The organism is Paenibacillus lautus (assembly GCF_050482385.1).
GTDB lineage: Bacteria > Bacillota > Bacilli > Paenibacillales > Paenibacillaceae > Paenibacillus_AQ > Paenibacillus_AQ lautus_B.
Genome location: NZ_JBCNHV010000011.1, coordinates 19,456 through 43,299, shown reverse-complemented (window position 1 = coordinate 43,299; position 23,844 = coordinate 19,456). Strand labels below are relative to the sequence as shown.

The following is a 23,844-nucleotide window of genomic DNA, read 5'->3' as shown; positions in this document are numbered from 1 at the left end:
GCAATAGTTTACTCTGTGCCTTGTCTGCTTGTCAAGAGAAGAAGCAACCTCAAAATTGCCCAATTGGCTGACACTGCAAAACACGGTCTTAATCAGTGCAGATAGGTCCTAAAAACCCTGCTTCCTGACGGATTAATCCTTATCGTCTTCCTCAAAGGCTTCCTCTTCCAGATCATCTTCCTCTTCGGATTCCGAATCCTCGTCATCCAATTCGTCATCATCCAGAACAACCTCTTCGTCAACATCGTCCTCGGCATCGTCATCATCCGGGAAGAGATCGTCGTGATCATCATCTTCGTCATCGATGCTGTCGAAATCCTCCTCGGCATCGTCACCGCTGTAAGTCTCCTCTTCATCGGTGAAGTCATCGTCATCATCATCTTCATCGTTGATGATCCGCGGACGCTTGGCGTTCGCAATCGGATCTTCGGACTTCTCCAGCGGATACCAGCGTTTTAGTCCCCACAGATTCGTTCCTACACATGCGAAACGTCCGTCTATATTGATCTCGGTATATAACTGGGCAATCGTTTCGTTAATTTCCTTTTCCGTAAAGCCACGAAGCTTGGCCACCTCATTCATAAGGTCACGGTAATAATACGGCGTATTCGCCGCCTTCAGAACCATAAAAGCCAGGTCAACCATTGGGATTTCCTGAATCTTCTCCGGATCGATCTTTAAATTGAGCGGATTACTCACTAACGCACACTTCCTCTCACACAATCTTCACGTTATACCCTCAACATATCCATTATCAAAACTAAGTAAAACCTATTTGGAAATAAAAATCAAGTTTTTATGCACCATTACCCATCAGATACCAAAAAGGAAAAAGACGGAGACAATTGTCCCCGTCTTCTGACTGTACCCGCCCCAAGGATCGACTCCTTACGGGATTAGATAAGAGAACCTTGATGTTCTCTTCATGTATCTTATGTTAGCCCTGCTGCTTTGACACGGTAAACAGGGCCTATTTCCCGGAAAAAGGGCAACATCCCATTCGGGCACTCTCCCCGGTTCATACAATACTGAAGCAACGGTTCATCGAGAAGGGAGATTGCCACATATGGATTACACCCGGATCATGCAATCACTACTTACAGAGACGAACCCTATGCGGAACGTCCGGGAAATGAACCGGCGGCTCCTTACGTTTCATGACCTTCAGCTGTACCAAGAATGTATCCGCGAATGGAATCGGCTTGTCGGGAAAAGGCGTTTTCCGAGTTCAGTCAGCTGTTCGCCGCTTACCCAAACCATCATCGCTCCAGCTCCCCAAACCGCGAAGTTTGAAGCGGAGTTTCGGAATGAACTGATGGTTGAAGAGGATGACCATGTTCATATCCAAGCCACACAAGGGACAATTGGAACGCTAACCGGAATCCCATGGGGTATCAAGCAAATTAAAGCCCCTCAAGCCTGGTCTATCTCGACAGGACATCGCGTGAAGATTGCCGTTATCGACACGGGGGTGGATTTTACTCACCCCGATCTGAAGTATTCGCTTACTCGAGGGGTTAACCTCGTCCACCGAAACATACCGCCATATGATGACAATGGGCACGGAACACATATTTCGGGTACCATCGCTGCTGCGAACAGCACGCAAGGAATGATTGGCGTTGCTCCAAGATCTGTAGTGTATCCAGTCAAAGCCTTTGATCATAACGGATCCGCCTTTGTGTCGGATATCATTCTGGCCATCGACTGGTGCGTACGAGCCGAGATCGATATCATCAATATGAGTTTCGGTATGCAGACCCGAAGCCGCGCACTGCTGGATATCGTAGGCAAGGCCAACCAAGCAGGCGTCATTATAGTTGCATCCTCTGGCAATGACGGCAAACGCCGTACAACCGACTATCCCGCCCGCTATCCCCAAACCATATCTGTTGGAGCTACCGATCGCAACCGAAAAATTCCTGCTTTCAGCAATCGCGGGCAATTTGTAGATATTTATGCGCCCGGAGACAAAATCGTGTCCGCCTGGCTGCAGGGAAAATACCACGAAATGAGTGGGACCTCCATGGCGACTTCACACGTCAGCGGAGCGATTGCCCTGCTGCTTGCGCAAAAGCCTGACCTGAAAAAAACAGCTACCCTTAAGGCCCTGCTGCGACGTACCTCCTCTCCCCTTAAGCTCAAAAAAGGACACAGCGTCTCCGATGGAGAGGTAAATGCCTTGAAATTCTTGCGCGAGGGCATGAAATTATAAACTGATTCTTCAACAACAATATAAGAACGTCCGTTTATAAATTAAAAACAGCCGCCTTTCCTCGAAAAGACGGCTGTTGTCATATTAAAGCAAAATCCATTACATCCGTTCCGGCGCCGATACACCCATCAGGCGAAGCACGTTAGCGATGACCGTACGAACAGCTCCAAGCAAAGCCAGGCGAGCCTGCGTTTGATCCGCATCCTCCGTAATCACGCGCTCGGCTCGATAATAGCTGTGGAACAGGGAAGCCAGCTCATATACATACCGAATGAGTCGGTGCGGAGCATAGTTCTCAGCAGCAAGCGACACTTCCTGCGGGAGCTCTCCTATTTTGCGTAAAATGTCGTACTCATGCTCAGTTGTAAGAACGCTCAGGTTCACTTCGGAAAGTGGCAGGAGGTTAACGCCTTGCTCCTCGGCTTGGCGGAATACGCTGCAAATGCGTGCGTGGGCATACTGCACATAGAAGACCGGATTCTCATTGGACGTAGATACCGCCAGATCCATATCGAAATCCAGGTGCGAGTCCATGCTGCGCATGGTGAAGAAATAGCGGATTGCGTCCACGCCGACTTCATCCATCAGATCTTCCATCGTGACCGCTTTACCGGTACGCTTGGACATCTTCACTTTCTCGCCATCCTGGAACAGACTGACCATCTGGGCGATCAATACAATCAGTTTGTCCGGATCATTGCCGAGTGCCTCCATAGCAGCCTTCATCCGTGGAATATAACCATGGTGATCGGCTCCCCAAATATTAAGAATCTTGTCATAGCCGCGCTCGTATTTATTGCGGTGGTATGCAATATCCGGCGTCAGGTAAGTATAGGTTCCGTCATTCTTCACGAGGACGCGGTCTTTGTCGTCCCCATAGTCGGTTGTACGAAGCCAGGTAGCCCCATCCTTCTCATAAGCTTCGCCTTTCGATTTCAGCTCTTCCAGGGATTTCTCCACGAGTCCATTCTCGTACAGGGATGTCTCACTAAACCATTCGTCAAAATGAACGCGGAATCGATTCAAATCGCGTTTGATTTTATCCAGTTCCTTCTCAAGTCCGAACTGACGAAGGAATGCCGTTCTCTCGCCTGGATCCATGGACAGCAAAGATTCGCCCTTCTCAGCTACAAGCTCTCTGGCAAACCCTTTGATATCTTCGCCATGGTATCCATCTTCCGGCATTTCGGCATCCTGACCGAGCTCCTGCAAATAACGGGCTTCGAGGGATTTAATCAGGTTCACCACTTGGTTGCCAGCATCATTGATATAGTATTCGCGCGTAACCTCGTAGCCTGCAAAATCAAGCACATTGCAGAGGGCATCGCCTACCGCTGCTCCGCGGGCATGTCCCAGGTGCAGACTTCCGGTGGGATTGGCGCTGACAAACTCCATCTGAACCTTTTGCCCCTCGCCCGTAGCAATCCGTCCGTAGTTGTCACCCTGTTCTTCTACCAATGCAACGATCGGATAGAGGTACCCCTTGTCCAAAGTAAAGTTAATGAATCCTGGTCCGGCTATTTCAGCTTTTTCAATGGAAGCTTTCGCCATGTCCAAATGTTCCAAGATAGCCTCCGCAATTTGCCGCGGGTTCTTCTTGGCGATTCGTGTCAACTGCATCGCTACGTTCGTAGCCAAGTCGCCATGCGACTTATCCTTGGGAACTTCCAGCGTTATACCCGGCAATTCCTCACGGGAGACCAGTCCTGCAGCAACGGCAGCGTCAGCCACCGCTTCTGCAACCAGCCCGTTAATGTGATCTAATGGATTCATTGTCATGATTCATGTGCCTCCTGAATAGTCAAACTAATAGAAAAGTGTCCCGATAACTCGCCCGACACATATAAATCATACGCCCATGCCGCTCGTCCGGACACGCCTTCAAGCGCTAGCTCCAGACGCTGCGTGTGCGTAGAAAGATTAAATGAAGTGAACGGGGAGCGGTAATACCCCGGCATTCGTTGGCCTAACCGAAACGACTGCTCGGACTCCACCTCGCCGTGACGGATCAATTTCAGCTCGTCCTCCGTCAGCTTAAGCATCGCCCGGGTCTCCCCTTGATGCGGTCCAAGCGCTGGTTCTGTATAGCGAACATACAGGACATTCCCTTTAATAAACGCCTCCGCCGGAAGCTCCTGTATCGTATTCTCCCCTTCGTGAAGGCTTTGAAGACGGATGCTCACTTGTTTTCGGTCGTTCATGTACGTTCCTCTTTTCCTTACCTATTGTATTACTATATCCAGTATAGCCTTGCAATTCAAATGAGGATTTTAGCAAATGTGAAGAAAAAGTCTATCCACGTGCTTATACTGAAGACCGACCGCATCCTCAATCCCCGTATTTCTCGGCCCATTGCTTGTGCCACTCACTATAACTTGCTCCTGTGATTTCCTTGCCAAAATAAGCTGATGGATCATGGCTCTGCACATTCCATGTTTAAATATAAGGGTCATTCTACGATCAGAATACCAAAATATCACACACTGCGGGCGTAACCCGACAAGAATATGCCTGATTCGTAACGAATCAGGCATGAACTATCATATAAGTTACAGCGGGAGCAGGGATACCTTCTCCTGCGTTTCCAGCTTGGCCACCATGTCGTTCCAGGCCTGTGGCTTCTCAGGCAGCACCGAATAGTAACGTTTCAGGAAGTTCACGATCAGCTCTGCAGGCAATTCATTGACAGTATCATCGCCCGGCATGAAGCAGAAGTCGAGCCCGCTCACCGCTTCGCCATCATTATTCCAGGAAGGATGCACGTAGGGGATATCCGTGCGTTTGTAGCCAAGATGGGACAGCACCTCGCGGCGAACAAACGGATCCATCGGCTTTACCCCACCGAATGCATAGTCCTGTACCCGATATGGATCGTAGATCTCGGCAAACATGCCGAACAACGCTTTACCGTTCGTTGCCGCCAGTTCATTCAGATCCTTCAAGCGATGCTGTGCCAGGAATCGGCCGATGCCAAGCCCTTCGCGCCCGATAATGGTAAAATCGGTCATCGCTACATTCCAGTCCTCGTAATAGCGGTATTCCGTCGTACCCACCACTTCGTCCTCATGCAGGGCAACAAACACCCGAATACCCGGATCCTCCAGCGGTTCTTTCCATAGACTGAATTCCAGCACCTCTTCTGGAGGGAACACGTCCTTCATCAGATTGTGCATTTTGCGGAACAAGGGATCGTCGATGCTTGTAATACGGATATATTCCATCAAATAAAAGCCTCCTTATATATGTAATCAAAAAATCCATCCTTATATATGAAGTCCATTCATTATTGTTCAAGCGAAACTTCTTCATCCACTGAACGGATTCTTCCATTCCATCAGAGCCCCATAATTGCAGGATTCCTCATCCTTCAAATACTCCGCTGCCACCCCGACGGGCGTCCGGCCGCAACGCAGCAGGAAAGTAATCACTGGATCCTTGAGATCTCCCCGGACCACAGCTTCCAGATACTCCGCAGCCGACATTTCATGGGCATGCCGATGATAGCCGGGCATCCGTCCGCCGCCAAGGAGTCGGTCCAATCCCTGCTTCACCGTTACATGGTACAGCGACTGAATCAGCCATTTGCCGAGTCCAAGCTTACGGAAGCGCGGCCTGACGCAAATGTCGACAATGTATAGCGTATTCCCGTCCGGTTTATGGGTCCGGATATACCCGTTATCCGTGGTCTCCGCCCAGGAGTGCGCAGGCTCCCGTGGATCGTAATCCACAATGAGCGAGGTGATCGACCCGGCGAGCGTCCCGCCCACTTCAACGCACAGAGCACCTTCAGGGAACAAGGCGACATGCTGATTCAGCTGCTCCTTGTCCCACCACTGCTCCGGCGGATATGGGGGCGGGAACGTCTCGGATTGAATGACGATCAGCTCGTCAAAATCCGCTTCCGTGTAGCTTCGAATGACAACCGGCACCGGCCGGGCGTCGTCAAATACATAAAACTGTTGATGAAACCGGGCCATTTCCTCAGCACCGCCTTTGTCCTATTTTCCTCAAGGGATGATATACGGACTTACTCCCAATCCGGATACAAATCCGTGCGGCGATCGCGCCATGTCGTGACGGATCCCTTCTCGCGCACTTGATACAATAAATCCAGATCAAGATCGGCGGTAATGATCATATCGTTGTTTAGCTCTCCCTCGGCCAGCAGGCCCTGCGGAGGAAACGGGATATCGTTCGGGGTAATGATGGCCGCCTGTCCGAAATTGGCACGCATCAGATCCACGGTTGGCAGCGAGCCAACGGTACCGGTCAGCACCACATAGATTTGATTCTCAATGGCGCGGGCATGGCTGGTGTAACGCACGCGGTGGAACCCGTGACGATCATCCGTACAAGACGGACAGAAAATGACGTCGGCCCCTTTAGCCTTGGCCATGCGCACAATCTCAGGGAATTCGATGTCATAGCAGGTCAGCATCGCAATGGTGCCTTTTTCCGTCTCGAACACTTCGAGTCCTTCACCCGCTCCCATATTCCATCCGCTAATCTCCGAAGGCGTGATATGGATCTTGGCTTGCTCTGCAATGCGGCCGTCCGGATAGAACAGATGCGCTACATTGTACAGCTTCCCTTCACGGCGAACGACGTGCGTGCCGCCAATGATATGCATGTTATATTGCTTCGCAAAGCCTTGAAACAGCTCGCGGTAACGGTCTGTAAAATCCGGAAGATCGTTGATCGTCAATGCCCTGCCCTGATCATCCCCGATGGACATCAGCTGGGTCGTGAAAAATTCCGGAAACAGCACAAAATCGGCTTCAAATTCCTCCGCCGTCCGGATATAATGCTCCGACTGACGGGCAAAATCGTCAAAGGATTGAATGGTGTGCAGATGATATTGCACGGCAGAAACGCGAAATTTCATGCTTCTCCTCCTTAGGCATGGTTAGATGCTTTCATTATATCGGATTCCGGGCTTCGAGAACATGGGGACATGAAGTCATCATCTCTTGGAAACCATAACCTTGCGGAGCGTGCTCCAAACACACTTAAACGGTTATCATTAAATCCACTTGCGACAAAGAAAGTTCAATTTATGAAAAAATACATGTCATTCATACCCACGCTTAACAATTCTCCTGTATACTGTCGTATGTAAGCCTCTTGTCTACTATGAATCTCGGCCCTTACAAGCATATATTGCAGCCTATTTAACTTTGGGCTGACTGCTTACAAAATTATAATGTGAGGTGTTCTGTTCACAATGATTACTCGTTCGATGGATTGGCTTCAGCAACATGACCACCTTATCTTCCGCTGGTTAAACCGCAAGATCAGCAACAAAACGGTGGATTCGATGCTCGCGCTGGTCACCCATATGGGGGGTGCTATCTTTACCATTGTGCTGACACTTTCGATAGCGTTTTTTGCACCTGAGCCATGGAATACGATGGGGTGGCAGAGTTTTATTGCACTTTCCCTCAGCTTCCTGATTACGGCCCTCATCAAAAGGAAGATGCGGCGCATCCGGCCCTATCTGGCACTTGAAAAGGTACGGTTCGAAAAAAAACCGATGAAGGACCATTCGTTCCCCTCCGGACACTCGACGGCCATCTTTTCCATTATCACGCCGTTTCTGTTCATAACGCCTTGGCTGTCATTGCTCTTGATCCTGCTGGCCCTTACGGTCAGCCTGTCACGCATCTATCTGGGCTTTCACTATCCTTCGGATTGTTTGGCAGGCTGTTTCGTCGGAACCACCTCGGCGCTGCTTATCGTGCTCAGTTAAAAAACAGGTATCCCCACATGGCTTTACAGCTATGGATGGGATGCCTGTTTTTTTGTTCCTCCCCGCACTTTGTAAATTTCCCGAAAAAAGATTGAACCATTTGGGCTGGTAAATCGTACTAACTAAGTACATTCATAATAAGGAGGTATTTATTCATTGAAGAAAAGACTATCACGGATGCTGGTTACCCTACTCGCCGTTACGATGATCCTTCCGGCTGGGGTAATGGCAGCAGATAACAGCCAAGCTGCCGTTGGAGGAAGCCTTGAGAAAACCGCCGCAGAGAAAGCCAAGCTGCTTACCGGGACGTATGGAACGACAAGCGTTCAATATGCCCTTATCGACAACGGAGTGATTACCGTGTCCGGGCAAGCGGGCGTCAATGATATCGAAGGAAAGAAACCGCTGACCAAGGATACGATGTATGGCATCGGCTCCACGAGTAAAGTGTTCACCGCCGCTGCGGTCATGAAATTGGTGGATGAGGGGAAAGTCAACCTGGATACGCCTCTAGTTCAGTACATACCCGAATTCACGATGAAAGACGAACGTTACAAAAAAATTACGCCGCGCATGCTGCTTAACCATTCCTCCGGACTGCAAGGCTCAAGCCTGAACAATGCATTTTTGTTCGAAGATAATGACACTCATGCACATGACACGCTCCTCAAGCAATTGTCCACCCAAAATCTTAAAGCGGATCCGGGCGCGTTCTCCGTTTACTGTAATGATGGATTCACTCTAGCTGAGATACTGGTAGAGAAAGTCAGCGGCAAGGATTTTACCGCATTCATTCATCAATATTTTACCGAGCCGTTAGATATGGACCACACGAAGACATCCCAGGATACATTGGAGTTAAGCCAAATGGCGGGTCTGTATTATCCTACTCACCAAGGACAGCTTCCGAATGAGACGGTCAATGTAATCGGCACTGGCGGCATCTATTCTACGGCTGAAGACTTGGTGCAGTTCGCGCAGATCTTCACCGGAGAAGCGGAAGGCATTCTTTCCAACAAATCCGTTAAAGCCATGGAGCAGGAAGAATATAAAAAAGGCCTGTGGCCAGAAGATGCCGATAACTCGGTAGATTATGGACTTGGCTGGGACAGCGTGAGACTGTTCCCGTTTACCCAATATGACATGAAAGCCGTGACTAAAGGCGGCGACACCATTCTATACCACGCTTCCCTTGTTGTGCTTCCGGAGCAGAACATGGCAGCTGCCGTATTATCTTCCGGCGGTTCGGGCATGACCAACCAAATGCTGGCGAACGAAATTTTGCTGAATGCACTTAAGGAAAAAGGCACCATCAAGGAATTCAAGCCGGAAAAATCGTTCGGCAAGCCGGTGAAGGCCGATATGCCAAGCGACATCGCGAAATTTGCCGGTTATTACGGCGTGACGAATCAACAGATGAAAGTCGACATCAAGGACGGCGAACTGTCCATTACCGTACCGATGGTGCCGGACTATCCTGCCGAGAAATATGTATACACCGCGGACGGAACGTTTGTCAGCGCGGATGGCAGCATCAAGGTCAGCTTCGTTAAGGAAAAGAATGACCGTATCTACCTATGGGTAAGACAATATATTTCGATTCCTGGATTGGGACAGACGGCCTTGTCGCAATATTCGGCCGAAAAAATGGAAGCGAACCCGCTGTCCAAAGAGACCGCTGCCGCATGGGCGAAGCGGGAAGGCGAGACGTTCTATCCGTTGAACGAGAAATACACATCGCTGATGTACTTCATCACGAAACCAACAATAGAGATTAACAGCAAGAGCGGTCTGGAAGGCTATATGATCGAAAAGAAGATCATCGACCCGGATACCGCAGTAAGCCAGCATCAGATTCCGGCTATGGGCGGCCGGGATACGTCCGAATTCCGCTTCTATAAGGAAAAAGGCGTAGAGTATCTCGAAGGGGCAGGTGCCCTGTTTGTGAGTGGTAAGGACGTTAAGCCGCTTTATAAAGGTAAAAAATCAACCGTCACCCTGCAAGCGGATGGCTATGCCAAATGGTACACCGTCCCTAAACAAGTTGCAGGCAAAACCATGACAGTAACCCTCCCGGCTCAAGGCGCATTCGCCGTGTATGACGAAAAAGGTGCCGTTGTGAACTACAGCATCGTCAGCGGCAGTAATGAAGTGAAGCTCCCAGCTAATGGAGCTGTCGTATTTGCCGGTGCCCCAAGCTCGGCATTCGATATCACCCTGAAATAACACGAAAGCAAGCAACCCTATTAGCCGCTAGGCTTAAGCAGGGTTGCTTGCTTTTTTACTGTTAAAGGGACGTTGTGAGGCGCGCAGCCTGTCCGCTATCATTCAGTAAAGACCGCGAGATTCTCAAGCGTAGAATTCAAGCCCTCTTCGTGATCTTCCTGCCGTATGCCCTCAGGAACGTCCTCGCAAACAATCGTCACATCCGTGCCTTCCGCAAGTGCTGTCAACGTCCATGTCATGGTCATCAGGCCCCCGTAAGCGGGGTCTTCCGACTCGAATTCAAAGCACTGCACGATTTTCTTGTTTGGCACCAACGCCAGGAATTTACCTTGGACGATATCCGTACCTTCCGATGATTTACCGAGGTTGACTTGGCCCGTTCCATTATAGGTGAGTACCATTCGATAAGTCCCGCCTTCACGGGCATCAAAGGTGTCGATCTGACCTGACATCCCCTCTGGCGGAAGCCACGATACCCAAGCCTTGGGGTCAGTGAATGCCTGATAAATGGTTTGGGGCGATGCCTTAATCATTCTCGAAGCAGAGTCAATTCTCTTCTTACTGGACGAATCTGTCATTGATGTTAACCTCCTTATTGGCGTCATCAAAATCCGGATTTAAACTCCCTTAAGTTTATAACATATGACCACACATAATTTCTTCTCAATTGCTCAATGCTGGAAAAGCAAGCCAACCCCGATAGCCGAAGGCTTAGGTTGGGGAGGCTTGCTTTTTCTTCAGCCGAGGAGCGAAGCCTCGGCTACTCATGCACGCAGTGCAGGCCCTCGAGCACCCCGGAGGGGAGCTATTCGAGGGGGCCGCGCCCAAGCGAAAAAGCAAGCCAACCCCGATAGCCGCAGGCTTAGACAGGGGAGGCTTGCTTTTTCTTCAGCCGAGGAGCGGAGCCTCGGCTGCTCATGCACGCAGTGCAGGCCCTCGAGCACCCCGGAGGGGAGCCATTCGAGGGGGCCACTCCCACGCGAAAAAGCAAGCCAACCCCGGTAGCCGCAGGCTTAGACAGGGGAGGTTGCTTTTTCTTCAGCCGAGGGGCGAAGCCTCGGCACTCATGCACGCAGTGCAGGCCCTCGAGCACCCGGAGGGGAGCCATTCGAGGGGGCCGCGCCCACGCGAAAAAGCAAGCCAACCCCGATAGCCGCAGGCTTAGGTTGGGGAGGCTTGCTTTTTCTTCAGCCGAGGAGCGAAGCCTCGGCTGAAATATGGACGCTATAAAGGCCACGAGGACATCCCAGCAGGGGAGGACCGAGCGGTGGCCGGGCACAAGCACCAGCCCCGCTCAGATCCTCATACCAACTCCGAGCACCAAAGTTCCGGGTGTCCAGAGGGCAGCGCCCTTGGGGCCCTCCCTGGCAGGGAGGGTTTGGGTGGGTGGACTACTTCACGAATCCCAACAACATCTCACGAATCAGCTTCGCAGCCACGATCTGGGTCTGCTCGGTCGGATCATAGATCGGTGCCACTTCCACGAGATCGCAGCCGACCACGTTCACGTCGGAGCCCGCAATGAGATGCACGGCTTCCAGCAGTTCCTTCGATGTGATGCCGCCTGCTTCTGCAGTACCGGTGCCCGGTGCGGCAGATGGGTCAAGCACATCGATGTCGATGGTCACGTAGACCGGACGGTTGCCCATGGAAGGCAAGGCTTCCTTAAGAGGGGCCGCCACTTCGAACGGATAAAAGTTAATGTTCTCCCGTCCATATTGGAACTCCTCGCGGGAGCCGGAACGAATACCGAATTGATAAATATTCTTGCCGCCCATAATACCCGCCGCCTTGCGGACCGGTGTGGAGTGGGACAACGGCTCTCCCTCATAATGCTCGCGCAGGTCAGCATGGGCATCGATATGGATCAGAATAAGATCCGGGTACTTCTCATACACCTTCTGAATGATCGGCCAGGATACGAGGTGCTCGCCGCCAAGTCCGATCGGGAATTTCCCGTCATCCAGCAGTTTGCCTACATAATCGCCAATCACTTCGAGACTGCGGCCCGCATTGCCGAAAGGCAGCATCAGGTCGCCTGCATCGAAATACGTCATGTCTTCAATGCTTTTATCTAAGTACGGGCTGTACTCCTCCAAGCCTACGGAAGCCTGGCGAATACGAGCTGGGCCAAAACGGGAGCCGGGACGGTAGCTAACCGTGAAATCCATCGGCATACCGTAAATGACAGCCTTGGACCCCTCATAATCCTCGGAACTCAAAATAAACACGTTGCCGGAGTAACCTTGATCCAGTTTCATCAGTTTATCGCTCCTCCTTATTTCACCAGGTCTTCAACAAATTTAGGCAGCACGAATGCGGCTTTGTGCAGGCGAGGCGAATAGTATTTCGTATCCATCTCGTCAATCGTGGATTCGTCCACTTCAAGCGGATCATACGTTTTGCTGCCCATGGTGAAGGTCCACAGACCGCTTGGGTAGGTTGGAATGTTCGCTCCATACACACGGACGATCGGGAAGATCTCCTTCACGTCTTTGTTAACCTGCTGAATCAAGTCCGCTTTAAACCACGGGTTGTCCGTTTGCGCCACGAAAATACCGTCTTCCTTCAGCGCTTCGTAGATCCCTTGATAGAATCCGCGCTCAAACAATGGAGCGGCCGGGCCCACAGGCTCGGTGGAGTCTACCATAATGACGTCGTATTCGTTCTTATTCTCAATGATGTGCATATATCCATCGTTAACCAGTACCTCGACCTTCGAATCATCCAGCTTGCCAGCGATCTCAGGCAGATACTGCTTCGAATATTCAATAACTTTTCCATCAATTTCAACGAGTACTGCTTTCTCTACGCCCGGATGCTTGATTACTTCGCGAATGACGCCACCGTCTCCTCCGCCGACAACAAGAACCTTCTTCGGATTTGGATGCGTGTTCAGCGCGGGGTGAGCGACCATCTCATGATAGACGAATTCATCCTTAATTGTAGTCATAACCATACCGTCCAGAACGAGCATGCGCCCGAATTCCTCAGTATCGATCATATCCAGTTGTTGAAACTCCGTCTTCTCATGTACAAAAGTCTCCCGGATTTTAGCCGTGATGCCAAAAGTCGGGGTTTGCTTCTCTGTATACCATAATTCCATCGTCGTCACTACCTTCTTTCCGCTAGAATAATGTTCAGCCGTCCAGATCCAAGCCGCAAAACTTTATTCGGGGCAGATGCCTTTAGCTTACAGTTTCACACTTTTCCTATTGTACCAAACAAATTAGATTATATTAAATCAAGCCCAAATTGCAACCAAAACTTCCGGCACAGACGAATGGAAGCAAAAACATCATCGCTTTTGATGAATATCCTGCCCTCAGCAGCCCCATACTATATAGAAAAAGAAGGCAACCAAGGGGAATTTGAGCATATCTCCGTTTTTGGCAGCGCAAAAGCCTCGACTCTACAAAAAGGACTGGAAGGAGAACCATTGATGCCGGGACAAAAAAAATCACCCAAGCGCAAACGTCGTTTCGTCCGGCTTGCTACATTTCTGTTCGTACTCCTTGGCATTTCTATCATCGCCGGCGGCATTCTGCTCGCCTATTTATTTATAACGCCACTGCCCGTCGCGGAAACATCCCGCTACTCCCGTCTGCTTGACAGCCAAGGAGGTTTAATCGCCACCTTCTCGACCACGGGGCATACATCCGAGCAAGTGAGATTGGCCGATATATCTCCTCATCTGATCCAGGCTACCTTGGCGGTGGAGGACCGGAAATTCTATGATCATCCGGGGTTTGATATGAAGGGGATGGCCCGAGCCGTATTGGTCAACCTGCAGCATATGGATCGCAAACAGGGCGCCAGCACATTAACCCAGCAGCTTGCACGAAACTTATACCTATCTCATGAAAAAACATGGACACGTAAACTCAAGGAGGCCAAATTCACCGCCCAGCTTGAGATGAAATATACGAAAGATCAAATACTTGAAATGTACCTCAACGAAATTTATTACGGCCACGGAGCTTACGGTATCGAATCGGCGTCCCTGCTCTACTTCGGCAAACCGGCAAAAAAACTGACTTTGGCCGAAAGCGCGATGCTGGCCGGCATTCCAAAGGGTCCGACGTATTACTCGCCCTACAATTATATGGACAACGCGCTCAAAAGACAGCAGATTGTCCTGAATGCCATGGCGGATACTGGATTCATTTCCAAGACCGAGGCCGACAAAGCTGCCTCGGCCAAGCTCGCCCTGCTCCCTCAGGACCGTCAGGAGAATAAAGTGATTGCCTCCTATTTCCGGGACTATGTCCGGAGCCTCGTCACCAACCAACTGAACATTACGGAGCAGCAGCTCGAACAGGGCGGCCTCAACATCTATACGACCCTGGACCCGCGGGCCCAAAAGGCAGCCGAAGAGGCTGTATCCGAGGGTATGGACAACAAGAGCGAGCTGGAAACGGCGCTCGTGTCCGTCGACCCGCGTAACGGGCACATCAAAGCCATGGTCGGCGGTAAGAACTACCGGGAGAATCAGTACAACCACGCGTTGGCCAAAACAAGGCAGCCCGGGTCGTCATTTAAGCCGATTATGTACTTAACAGCCATAGCTTCCAAGGAAATGACGAGCACCAGCGTGTTCAACAGCCAGCCCACCCTGTTTCATTACGATAACAACCGCAAAACGTATCAGCCCAGCAACTTCGGCGATAAATATTTAGGGGAAATTCCCATGCGGGAAGCCATCGCCGCTTCGGATAATATCTATGCTGTGAATACCATCATGAAGATTGGGCCGGAAAAAGTAGCTGACATGGCGAAAAAGATGGGCATCACAAGTCCGCTTGCGCCTGTCCCCTCGCTGGCCCTGGGAACCTCACCCGTCAGCCCGCTGGAGATGGCCTCCGCTTACGCTGTTATGGCTAACAACGGCAAACGGGTCTCACCTGTCGCCGTGCTGAACATCACCGATGCCGCCGGCCGCAGCTTGTATACAGCGCCGGAAGCGTCGGGTGAACAAGTGGTTGAACCTGCTGCAGCTTACGTGATGACTCGCATGATGGAGGGGGTATTCGAGACAGGTGGCACGGGCAACCGTGTCTCTACCCTAATGAAACGACCGGTTGCCGGGAAGACAGGCACCACCGACTCCGACGCTTGGCTCGTGGGCTATACACCGGAGCTGTCGACAGCGGTTTGGGTTGGATATGATAAAGGGCGGGAAATCAGTAAAGTCGACGGGCGGCGGGCAGCGCCGATTTTCGCGCAATATACGGAGAAAGCGCTGGAGAATGTACCGCCCAAGATTTTTCCGATCCCGGATGAAGTCATCAGTGCTTATGTGGATCCCAAGACCGGGAAGCTTGCAGGTGCCGACTGTCCTGGCAAAATTCTGGAGGTCTTCGTTAAGGGTACGGAGCCTACCGAATACTGTGACGAACACGGAAACGGAGAGCCCGCGAAGAAGGCGGACCCTGCAGATGCGGCCGAGAAACAGGGAGAACGTTCCTGGTGGAAGGATTTCAAACGATGGTGGGTTGAGTAGCTCGGAGGATCGAACCGTCACATCAAAAAAACAGCAAGCTCCTATTACGGGACTTTCCCGCAAGAAGGCTAGCTGTTTTTCTCTTTTCCACGATAGGTTATGTAGATGGCTTCATTATAAAACGGTTATATATTCGATCATGGAACTACCCAGAATCACGATCACGAGCATCAGTGCAACATAGACCAGTAGAATCGCATACAGCGGATCCAGGCCACCACCCATCCTTCTCTTGTAGCTGGTCATGACGAATAGCGGTACGGTCATCACAGTGCTGATGAACGAGAGAAGGATGATAACCTTGGATATATCGCCATTCAGGAACAGGAACAGAAAACTGACCACATACAATACGAGGAATATGGGCAGCAAAGCGCCGAATCTGGCCATCACTTCTTTTAGCTTGGCAGCCGGGTTGAAGGACAGCTTAATCCCAGCGAAGGTAAAGACGTTCAGCAAGAATAAGAAAATCGCAGTCCAAATGATAGGCTTAAAGACAAGATCTGCAAATGCCCCCTCGGGCAGCCCTTGCAGTTCATGATGAAGCGCTGCATACAGCGCGAGTGGAAAAAGAACAACATAGAGCACTATGGACACGATCGCATTGAAGAACTGACCGCTCTCCGTTCCGGCTGCTGCGCCAAAGGGATGTCTTAACCCCTTCAGAAAATAATCCCCGTAGAGCTGCCCGTACAATTTTAAGCTGGTCCAATAAGGATTAGGTTCCTCTTCTTCTTCGGCTTGCTGCCGGCCTGCCGCTCGGAACGGAATATCCGGCGGGGTATACACCGGCAGAGCCGATTCGATCTGGCGTGCATGAGGTATCTCCCCTTTACTGCTGGCACTTCGTCTAGTGACACTATACAGCTCCGACGTTGCTGCTTGCTCTTTCATGGCGGCAAATACGGGTGAATCCTCGACAATCAGCCTTGCCCCGCATTTCTTACAATACTTCCCATCTCCCGTTTCATATCGACATATTGGACAAGTCATACTCTGGCCTCCCCTGTTCATACACATCCGCTAATCGAAGGATAGGTATTAGATAATGTACACATTCGAATCGAAACGTTTGGCCCGTGCAAAGATGTTATGCAGCGCATGAGGTGTCCTGGATCCAGGTATGCTTCCTATGCGAATTTACATCTTTTTGCTAATAGTATAAGTTGACGTGATATGAAATGGAAGGATTTTCTGAGGAGCGACGCTGCACCTAACCGTTGGAATTGGTTAATACTATAGGACTTGTCGATTTATTCTTGGACTGTGAAATGCTTGTGAACAATCAAATATCCGTTTGAATATTGTGTGTAAATCGGGTATATTATGACTAACAATCAAATCAACGTTTGAATATATAGAATAAAGAGCACTTATTGCTCCTAATCCAAGGAGGTTGTTCCTATGAATGCCCGGACGATGAACGAAGAAGTCTCCCTTGAGCTGTGTGAAACGGAATGCCCTTCAACCGAAAGGGTTGCTTTGTTAAAAGAAACGATCTCCGATGATGATATGATCGGCATGGCGGAAATCTTCAAGGCTTTGGCCGATCCGACGCGGGTTAAGGTAGCCTACATGCTGGACCGTGGCGGCGAGCTATGTGTCTGCGATGTAGCCGAAGTACTCGGAAGTTCAACGGCAACAGCCTCCCATCATCTGCGTACGCTGAAGAACAAAGATATCGCCAAATCGCGGAAAGCCGGAAAGAATGTATACTACTCGCTCAAAGATGACCATATCCGGACACTGCTTCACATGACGCTGGAGCACCAGAAGGAGAAGATGTAGATGAGCACAGACAACCATCAACGTTCCAAATCATCTCCGGAGGCAAGCGGAGAACTTATTGAATACCGGGTACAGGGCCTCTCCTGCCCTAACTGTACACGCGAAATGCAGGAAGAGATCCAGAAGCTGGATCATGGAAACAATGCCCGACTGAGTTACAACAGTGGGAAACTGACCCTCTCTCCCCAAGTGAATCTAAGCCGGGTAGAAACCATTCTGAAAAGTGACGGTGCGCGTATCGTTCATGCTCCGCAGACAGCCTTATCGGCCGCCGGCGCTGAAGCGCAGCATGCCCATTCGTCGCATGCTCACGAATCGGCACAAGGACATGATCACGAACATAGCCATGGTCATGCGCATGAACACACTCATGGCGGCGAAGGGAACATGAAGTGGCTGCTGTCGATCTCCGCTGTTTTCTATCTCTTAACCTTTTTATTAGAAGGAAAAATCCCCGAACCGGTTGTGATCGCATTATATGCAGGGGCTATGATTTTGAGCGGATATACGACATTTTTGCGTGGACTGCGCAATTTGACCCGCTTCAAATTCAATATGGATACTCTGATGACCGTTGCGCTCGTGGGCGCCGTCATCATTGGGGAGTGGCGGGAAGCCACGCTGGTTGCCATTCTGTTTGGTCTTAACGAGCTGCTGGAAGGCTACGGCATGAATCGGGCCCGACAATCGATGGAAGCGCTGCTGGCTGCAGCACCGAAGGAAGCCGATCTATGGAAAGATGGTCAAACCCAGCGCGTACCGATTGAAAGCCTCACTCCCGGAGACGTTGTTCGCGTAAGACCCGGGGAGAAGATTCCTTCAGATGGGGCCATAACCCAAGGAACCGGGGCGGTGAACGAAGCCGCCATTACCGGGGAATCGGTACCTGTTACGAAACGGGAGGGCGATGCTGTATTTGGCGGCAGTGTAAGTACCGATGGTGTTCTCTATATCGCCATATCGAAGACCTATGAGGATTCCTCCCTGGCCAAGATCATGCATCTTGTACAAGAGGCACAGGACAGCAAGACGCCGACAGAGCTCTTCATCGATAAGTTTGCTAAATACTATACTCCGGCGATTATGATCATCGCGCTGGCGGTTACGCTAATTCCTCCGCTGCTGCTGAACCAGCCCTGGATGACCTGGATCTATCAGGGGCTGTCCATCCTCATTGTCGGGTGCCCTTGCTCGCTCGTGCTTTCTTCTCCGATTGCACTGGTCAGCGGGATGACCCGCGCGGCACGCAACGGGATTCTAATCAAAGGCGGGGTCCATCTGGAGCAGCTTGGCCGGCTGGAAGCCATCGCTTTTGACAAGACGGGAACCTTGACCAAAGGTGAGCCTGCCGTCTATGCGGAGACGGTATACGATGAAACAAAATTTTATGCCGTTGTAGGCGCACTGGAGCAATCATCTCTTCATCCGTTGGCTAAAGCCGTCATGAAGCATCTGGAGATCAAGAATCCGCAGTGCATGTTTAATGAACCTCAACAGATAACGGTATTGCCAGGTGAAGGCATTCGGGCTGAAATTGGTGGGAAACTGTTCTGGGTCGGAAGCGAGGAAGTGTTGAAGCATGTGAACGGCCCGCAAGATCATATCAGCGCCGTAGAGGAAGATATTCGGCGTATGAAGGCCCAAGGCTATACGATCGTTGCCGCTGTGAGCGAGGATCGCGTATTAGGTCAGTTCGGCCTTGCCGACGAGATCAGACCGGAGACCGAAGCCGTTGTCCGCAAGCTCCATGAGGCCGGTATCACCGATACGGTCATGCTGACAGGCGACCACGAGCAGTCCGCACAGGCGATTGCGAAGCAATCCGGTGTATCTCGGGTATTCGCAAGCCTCCTGCCGGAACAGAAGGTTGCCAAGATTAAGGAGCTCTCTTCCCGCAAAAAAACCGGCATGGTTGGTGATGGTATTAACGATGCCCCTGCATTGGCCGCTGCCGATCTGGGCATCGCGATGGGGAAAGGGACTGACAGTGCCATCGAAACGGCCGACGTCGTATTAATGCAGGATCACCTTGGCAAGCTGCCGGGGGCCATCCAAACCGCAAGAAGGGTCAATCAGATTATTAAGTGGAATATCGGACTCTCCTTGTCGCTGAAGGCCATTGCTTTGCTGCTTACGATACCGGGATGGCTGACCCTGTGGATCGCCATCATTTCGGACATGGGCGCAACCATTATCGTTACCTTGTTGGGTCTCACCATTCTGCTTGGCAAGGATCAGGAACTGAAATCAGGATATTGATATCACCGGAGCTTCGCCCCTTCAGGGCAGCTCCGGTTTTTTAGTTGGACCTTTGGCGCGCCAGCTCTAATCCTTCGCCATCGCGTATATCATCTTTTACATAATTTTGCGATGGGGTGAAACATTTTCCATTATTTAGCCGTTTATATAGGCGGGAGTGAAAACCAGAAGGAGGAAATGATATGAAATCCGTGCAAATCATCAAATTAGCAGGTACCGCATCCATAGCCATGTCTTTATTGCTTACGTCCTCATCGCTCACAACAATTCCTGCCCACGCGGCAGCGGCCTCCACATCACAGAGCAAGGTAACATGGAGTACGCTGGATGTGAAACATAAACCTTATACGAATAAAGGCGTCGTGTTCGTTCCACTGAAGGAAGTTTCTGAACAGCTGCAGCTGCATTTGACGACCCCGGGAAAAAACGAGCTGTACATTAACAGCCCGATACAGTCTGTTCGCATTACCATCGGGCAGTCGCGCGCAGTCAATGCCAAGGGGACCACTCTAAAGCTCGAGGCCGCTCCGGTTGTGAAGAAAGGCGTGACGTATGTTCCAGCCAGTCTGATTACCAAAGCCTTCGGCATTCCTCTGAAGTATGACAGCAAATCCGGACTTAGAACGACCTTCGATGCTTGGTCAAAATACGCCTATGCTTCCCAGGCCAATATGCTGTTCTGGGTAAATCGCGAGAATGGGATGCTGTCCATGGGTAAAGCTGGATCCATGCCAGCCCAAGTTGGCATGATTCCCGTTGAGGAGATCGATCAAGTCAGCTTAAGCGCACATCGTATCAACAGCAATACCTATGTCGTCGACTTGTCCAATTATTACGGCGAACCTCATATTCATGAGGGAAGATATCGGGTGCTCATTCAGGACAACAAAATCCTGAAGCTATCCAAAACCAATCATTCCAATTTTGCCGGAATAAACTACAAACCGGACCAACTCAGTTACAAAGGCAATATTGCCATGATGAACGGCAGTACGCTTGCGCTGGTTCATCCGACAGGCAAAACGGTCAAATCTTATGACCTGGCCGCACTCACGGGAGTAGAGGATAATTTTATCGTAGAAGCGATCGAACAGGACTTCCTGCTCGTCCGACCCTACACGAAGGCGACCCTATATATCGTTCATCCGACAAGCAAGACAGCGAAGCTTATCTATCCTGAACTTCTAGACGAGGAAACCATCAAGGTCATTGAGGAAATGCCGCCGAACGAGGTGGGCTTCATTGGTGACGGTTTAACGTATATCGGATATGCCGGCGGCAAGCTGACGTTCCAATACAATAATCCGTTTCTCGGTCAAAAAGAAAAACGGACCTACACCCTTCCATTCTAACCATACGCAATGACAAAAAGACCGGCGGGATTCGTTCATGAATCCCAACCGGTCTTTCCACTTTCGCATCTAATTTATTGTATCATGCCTCGGTTCGAAGGGCTTCCTTGAATTCCTCTGGTGATGCATCCCACCATTCCTCGTTACGTGAAATCAGCAGCTCACGCAGTGCTTTCTTCTCGACGTCGCCAAGGCCATCCAGAATGATCTTGCGCTTCATCGCCGCATCCATTTTATTCACATGATCGGCGAGGATCTTCCAGCCGCGGCGGGCCTCCTGGTCGATCCACATTTCACAGGCGGTCATGCCTGCATAATGCTGTCCTTCCACGGTACGATCTACAGCCACCCACACGATCCATACCTGGCGGCCATTTGGCACTTCATCCCGGTTCATGCTGAAACGGATACCCTTCTCCACCTTACTCTTCGCATGCATGGCTCCAATATCCACTCGGGCCTCGCCATCGTCGATAATGACGGGCGACAGACTGTTCAGATCAATGGATCCTGACCCAAACCCTTTATGCTTACTCTTACTATTAATAATATTCAAAGCAATCGGTTTCTTCGCACCCTGCTTCTGCTCTTCATTTTCCACTGCTGCCGACCTCCTATATCAGAGCCGATTCTTACGTATCAGCTGCTAAATTGATAACCTTTGTCCCAATAATTTTATTTTAACTAATAATCCCCTAAAAGCAAACATATACATGCACTAGATGCTTGTCAACGGGAGGTTGTTCGATATGGTCCCACCACGTGCCAAAGTCTTTCTATCATCCCTGCTTGCCATAGGTTTGCTTGCAGGAACGATGCCGATATTTCTGAATCCAGGGTCCTCAGCGTCTGCTCTTGTCCCAAATGCGGGCAAGCCCTCCGTCTCTGCTGTGGAGAAGGCCCCTCTCTCACCGCCTAAGGTGCAGCCTAATATTCCCGCTCCAGCCTTAAGCGACCGACTAGTGGAATATCATATGGATGTTCGGTACGAGCCTGAGGAGAACAAGCTTAAGGGCAAACAGACACTCACTTGGACTCATCCAGGCAAAAAAAGCGTAAACGAGCTGTACTTTCATCTGTATCCCAATGCATTTGCTTCCAATGATACGACTTTTATGAAGGAATCGGGTGGCCGGCTTCGTTCCGATCCCATGCCAGACGACGGATACGGCTCCATGACGATTACCAGCGTGAAAACAACCGAAGGCCTGGCCCTGACCCATCGCCTTCAATTTGTTCAACCCGATGACGGTAACATCAAGGATCACAGCCTTGTCAAGCTCCGATTGCCTAAACCCATCAAGAGCGGGGAGAGTGTGACCATTTACTTGGAGTTCGAGGTCGAGCTTCCCAAAATATTTGCTCGCATGGGAACCACCGAGAATTTTATTATGGCTGGGCAATGGTTTCCTAAAATTTCGGTCTATGAACCGGTTGGTCTTCGCGGAAGAACAGAGGAAGGCTGGAATCTTCATCAATACCATGGCAATTCCGAATTCTATTCTAACTTCGGCATTTACAGCGTTCGCATCCGAGTGCCCGAAAATTACATTGTTGCCGCGACCGGATTCCCTACCAAGCCTGCCCAAAAAATTAACGGGGAAAAAATTTATCAGTTCTATGCGGATGATGTGCATGATTTTGCCTGGTCGGCATCGCCGAACTTTGTCACGGCAGAAGAAGCATTCTCCGCACCAGGCGTACCGGGCGTCCGCATCAAGCTGTATCTCGATCCAGCCCATAAAGACTTAAAGGAGCGTTACTTCGATGCCGCTCAGTCGGCCCTCGCTTCGTTTGGAAAATGGTACGGAACCTATCCGTATTCCACGTTGTCCATCGTCGTTCCGCCGGAATCGGGCAACGGTGCAGGCGGCATGGAATACCCGACGCTGGTCACGGCCTTCGGGGCCAAAAACGATTCGCCGGGATATGAGCTGGAGCGGACCGTCATTCATGAAATTGCCCATCAATATTTTTACGGAATGATCGCAAGTAACGAATTTGAGGAGGCGTGGCTGGACGAGGCCTTTGCAACCTATGCAGAAGAACGAGTGATGGAAAAAGAATACGGTATTACCTCCAATACGGCGGCTCAGGGAGCATCCATTACTTCCCCTGCACCGCTGAAGATGGAATCCTGGAAATACAGCTCGCACGAAAACTACGCACTGAATGTTTACACGAGGGGCAAGCTGGTGCTGCAAGGCATCGAGCGGCAGGTCGGTCCGCAGATGATGGGGAAGATTCTTCATACGTACGCCCAGAAATACCGCTTCAAGCACCCGACCACGTCCGACTTCCAAAAAGTTGTAGAGCAAGTAAGCAAAACGTCCTGGCAGCCGTATTTTGACCAATATGTATATGGAAGCCAGATGGCGGACGTTGCCATCGACGTGATCAAAACCAAAAATAAAGGCACGGCAGACCATCCTCGGTATGAATCTACGGTCAAAATAACGAGCAAGGACGGGGATATAACCGATGTGCCAATCGTGTTCGCCTTTGAGGACGGCAAAACGGTGGAGCGAACCTGGAGCGGCAAGGACGGTAAGGTTACTTACACCCTGGAGTACAGTACTCCGCTCGCCTGGGCCATGGTTGATCCGAAATACTCCATCGTCCTGGAGAATAAACACATCAATAACTATATGAAGGCAGGAATGGATCCGAAGGTGGTTACACGCTGGAATCTCAGTATTACCAAGCTTGTGGAGACGCTGTTCGGCAGCCTGTCATGGTGAGGGGGGAGCAC

At 50.7% G+C, this 23,844-nt stretch carries 19 protein-coding genes; 8 read left to right on the top strand and 11 right to left on the bottom strand.

What is annotated here, in order from left to right; translation table 11 throughout:
• Positions 1-132 precede the first annotated feature (132 nt).
• On the bottom strand, positions 133-699 hold the full coding sequence (gene rpoE / locus ABEW73_RS15275) for a DNA-directed RNA polymerase subunit delta (protein ID WP_076326390.1): 567 nt from the start codon (positions 697-699) through the stop codon (positions 133-135).
• Positions 700-1,066: 367 nt separating this feature from the next.
• On the opposite strand from rpoE, the gene ABEW73_RS15270 reads away from it, so the two are divergent.
• Positions 1,067-2,215 carry a S8 family peptidase gene (locus ABEW73_RS15270; protein ID WP_430170138.1) on the top strand — a complete coding sequence of 383 codons (1,149 nt, stop codon included), beginning with the start codon at positions 1,067-1,069 and terminating at the stop codon, positions 2,213-2,215.
• A 99-nt stretch (positions 2,216-2,314) separates the two neighbouring features.
• Here the strand turns inward: ABEW73_RS15270 and argS are convergent, their stop codons facing one another.
• The 5 genes from argS to ABEW73_RS15245 form a co-directional block, all read right to left on the bottom strand.
• A complete protein-coding gene (gene argS, locus ABEW73_RS15265; RefSeq protein ID WP_430170136.1) occupies positions 2,315-3,994 on the bottom strand; it encodes an arginine--tRNA ligase in 1,680 nt (559 codons plus the stop codon).
• Positions 3,991-4,416: a DUF1934 domain-containing protein gene (locus ABEW73_RS15260; RefSeq protein ID WP_430170135.1), complete on the bottom strand. Its 426-nt coding sequence runs from the start codon at positions 4,414-4,416 to the stop codon at positions 3,991-3,993. The genes argS and ABEW73_RS15260 overlap by 4 nt, the downstream gene beginning before the upstream one ends.
• A 348-nt stretch (positions 4,417-4,764) precedes the next feature.
• A complete protein-coding gene (locus ABEW73_RS15255) occupies positions 4,765-5,436 on the bottom strand; it encodes a GNAT family N-acetyltransferase (protein ID WP_430170134.1) in 672 nt (223 codons plus the stop codon).
• Positions 5,437-5,520: 84 nt separating this feature from the next.
• Complete coding sequence (locus ABEW73_RS15250; protein WP_430170133.1) at positions 5,521-6,192, bottom strand: GNAT family N-acetyltransferase; 672 nt, start codon at positions 6,190-6,192, stop codon at positions 5,521-5,523.
• A gap of 50 nt (positions 6,193-6,242) precedes the next feature.
• A complete protein-coding gene (locus ABEW73_RS15245; protein WP_430170132.1) occupies positions 6,243-7,100 on the bottom strand; it encodes a carbon-nitrogen hydrolase family protein in 858 nt (285 codons plus the stop codon).
• 339 nt (positions 7,101-7,439) lie between these two features.
• Between ABEW73_RS15245 and ABEW73_RS15240 the strand changes: the two genes are divergently transcribed.
• Positions 7,440-7,964 (top strand): phosphatase PAP2 family protein, encoded by a 525-nt coding sequence (locus ABEW73_RS15240; RefSeq protein WP_071221142.1) that lies wholly within the window; start codon positions 7,440-7,442, stop codon positions 7,962-7,964.
• Between the two features lie 156 nt (positions 7,965-8,120).
• Positions 8,121-10,190 carry a serine hydrolase domain-containing protein gene (locus ABEW73_RS15235; RefSeq protein WP_430170131.1) on the top strand — a complete coding sequence of 690 codons (2,070 nt, stop codon included), beginning with the start codon at positions 8,121-8,123 and terminating at the stop codon, positions 10,188-10,190.
• Positions 10,191-10,288: 98 nt separating this feature from the next.
• Here the strand turns inward: ABEW73_RS15235 and ABEW73_RS15230 are convergent, their stop codons facing one another.
• The 3 genes from ABEW73_RS15230 to speE all read right to left on the bottom strand — a co-directional run bounded on the left by ABEW73_RS15230 (position 10,289) and on the right by speE (position 13,296).
• Positions 10,289-10,768, bottom strand: coding sequence for an SRPBCC family protein (locus ABEW73_RS15230; protein ID WP_430170129.1), 480 nt, complete (start codon positions 10,766-10,768; stop codon positions 10,289-10,291).
• Between the two features lie 813 nt (positions 10,769-11,581).
• Positions 11,582-12,451, bottom strand: a complete 870-nt coding sequence (gene speB, locus ABEW73_RS15225) for an agmatinase (protein ID WP_100541604.1) — start codon at positions 12,449-12,451, stop codon at positions 11,582-11,584.
• 17 nt (positions 12,452-12,468) lie between these two features.
• Positions 12,469-13,296: a polyamine aminopropyltransferase gene (gene speE, locus ABEW73_RS15220; RefSeq protein WP_430170127.1), complete on the bottom strand. Its 828-nt coding sequence runs from the start codon at positions 13,294-13,296 to the stop codon at positions 12,469-12,471.
• 336 nt (positions 13,297-13,632) lie between these two features.
• On the opposite strand from speE, the gene ABEW73_RS15215 reads away from it, so the two are divergent.
• Positions 13,633-15,693, top strand: a complete 2,061-nt coding sequence (locus ABEW73_RS15215; protein ID WP_430170125.1) for a transglycosylase domain-containing protein — start codon at positions 13,633-13,635, stop codon at positions 15,691-15,693.
• 114 nt (positions 15,694-15,807) lie between these two features.
• Here the strand turns inward: ABEW73_RS15215 and ABEW73_RS15210 are convergent, their stop codons facing one another.
• Positions 15,808-16,686 (bottom strand): hypothetical protein, encoded by an 879-nt coding sequence (locus ABEW73_RS15210; protein WP_430170123.1) that lies wholly within the window; start codon positions 16,684-16,686, stop codon positions 15,808-15,810.
• A gap of 411 nt (positions 16,687-17,097) precedes the next feature.
• On the opposite strand from ABEW73_RS15210, the gene ABEW73_RS15205 reads away from it, so the two are divergent.
• The 3 genes from ABEW73_RS15205 to ABEW73_RS15195 all read left to right on the top strand — a co-directional run bounded on the left by ABEW73_RS15205 (position 17,098) and on the right by ABEW73_RS15195 (position 21,092).
• The gene (locus ABEW73_RS15205) at positions 17,098-17,481 is read left to right on the top strand and encodes an ArsR/SmtB family transcription factor (protein ID WP_076326378.1); all 384 of its coding nucleotides are present in this window, start codon (positions 17,098-17,100) and stop codon (positions 17,479-17,481) included.
• Entirely contained in the window at positions 17,482-19,740 is a 2,259-nt protein-coding gene (locus ABEW73_RS15200; protein WP_430170121.1) for a heavy metal translocating P-type ATPase, read from the top strand. It begins immediately after the preceding gene.
• Positions 19,741-19,922: 182 nt separating this feature from the next.
• Positions 19,923-21,092: a copper amine oxidase N-terminal domain-containing protein gene (locus ABEW73_RS15195; RefSeq protein ID WP_430170119.1), complete on the top strand. Its 1,170-nt coding sequence runs from the start codon at positions 19,923-19,925 to the stop codon at positions 21,090-21,092.
• 82 nt (positions 21,093-21,174) lie between these two features.
• On the opposite strand, the gene ABEW73_RS15190 is transcribed toward ABEW73_RS15195, so the two are convergent.
• Complete coding sequence (locus ABEW73_RS15190) at positions 21,175-21,693, bottom strand: YwhD family protein (RefSeq protein WP_430170118.1); 519 nt, start codon at positions 21,691-21,693, stop codon at positions 21,175-21,177.
• A gap of 148 nt (positions 21,694-21,841) precedes the next feature.
• On the opposite strand from ABEW73_RS15190, the gene ABEW73_RS15185 reads away from it, so the two are divergent.
• Positions 21,842-23,833, top strand: coding sequence for a M1 family metallopeptidase (locus ABEW73_RS15185; protein ID WP_430170117.1), 1,992 nt, complete (start codon positions 21,842-21,844; stop codon positions 23,831-23,833).
• Positions 23,834-23,844 lie beyond the last annotated feature (11 nt).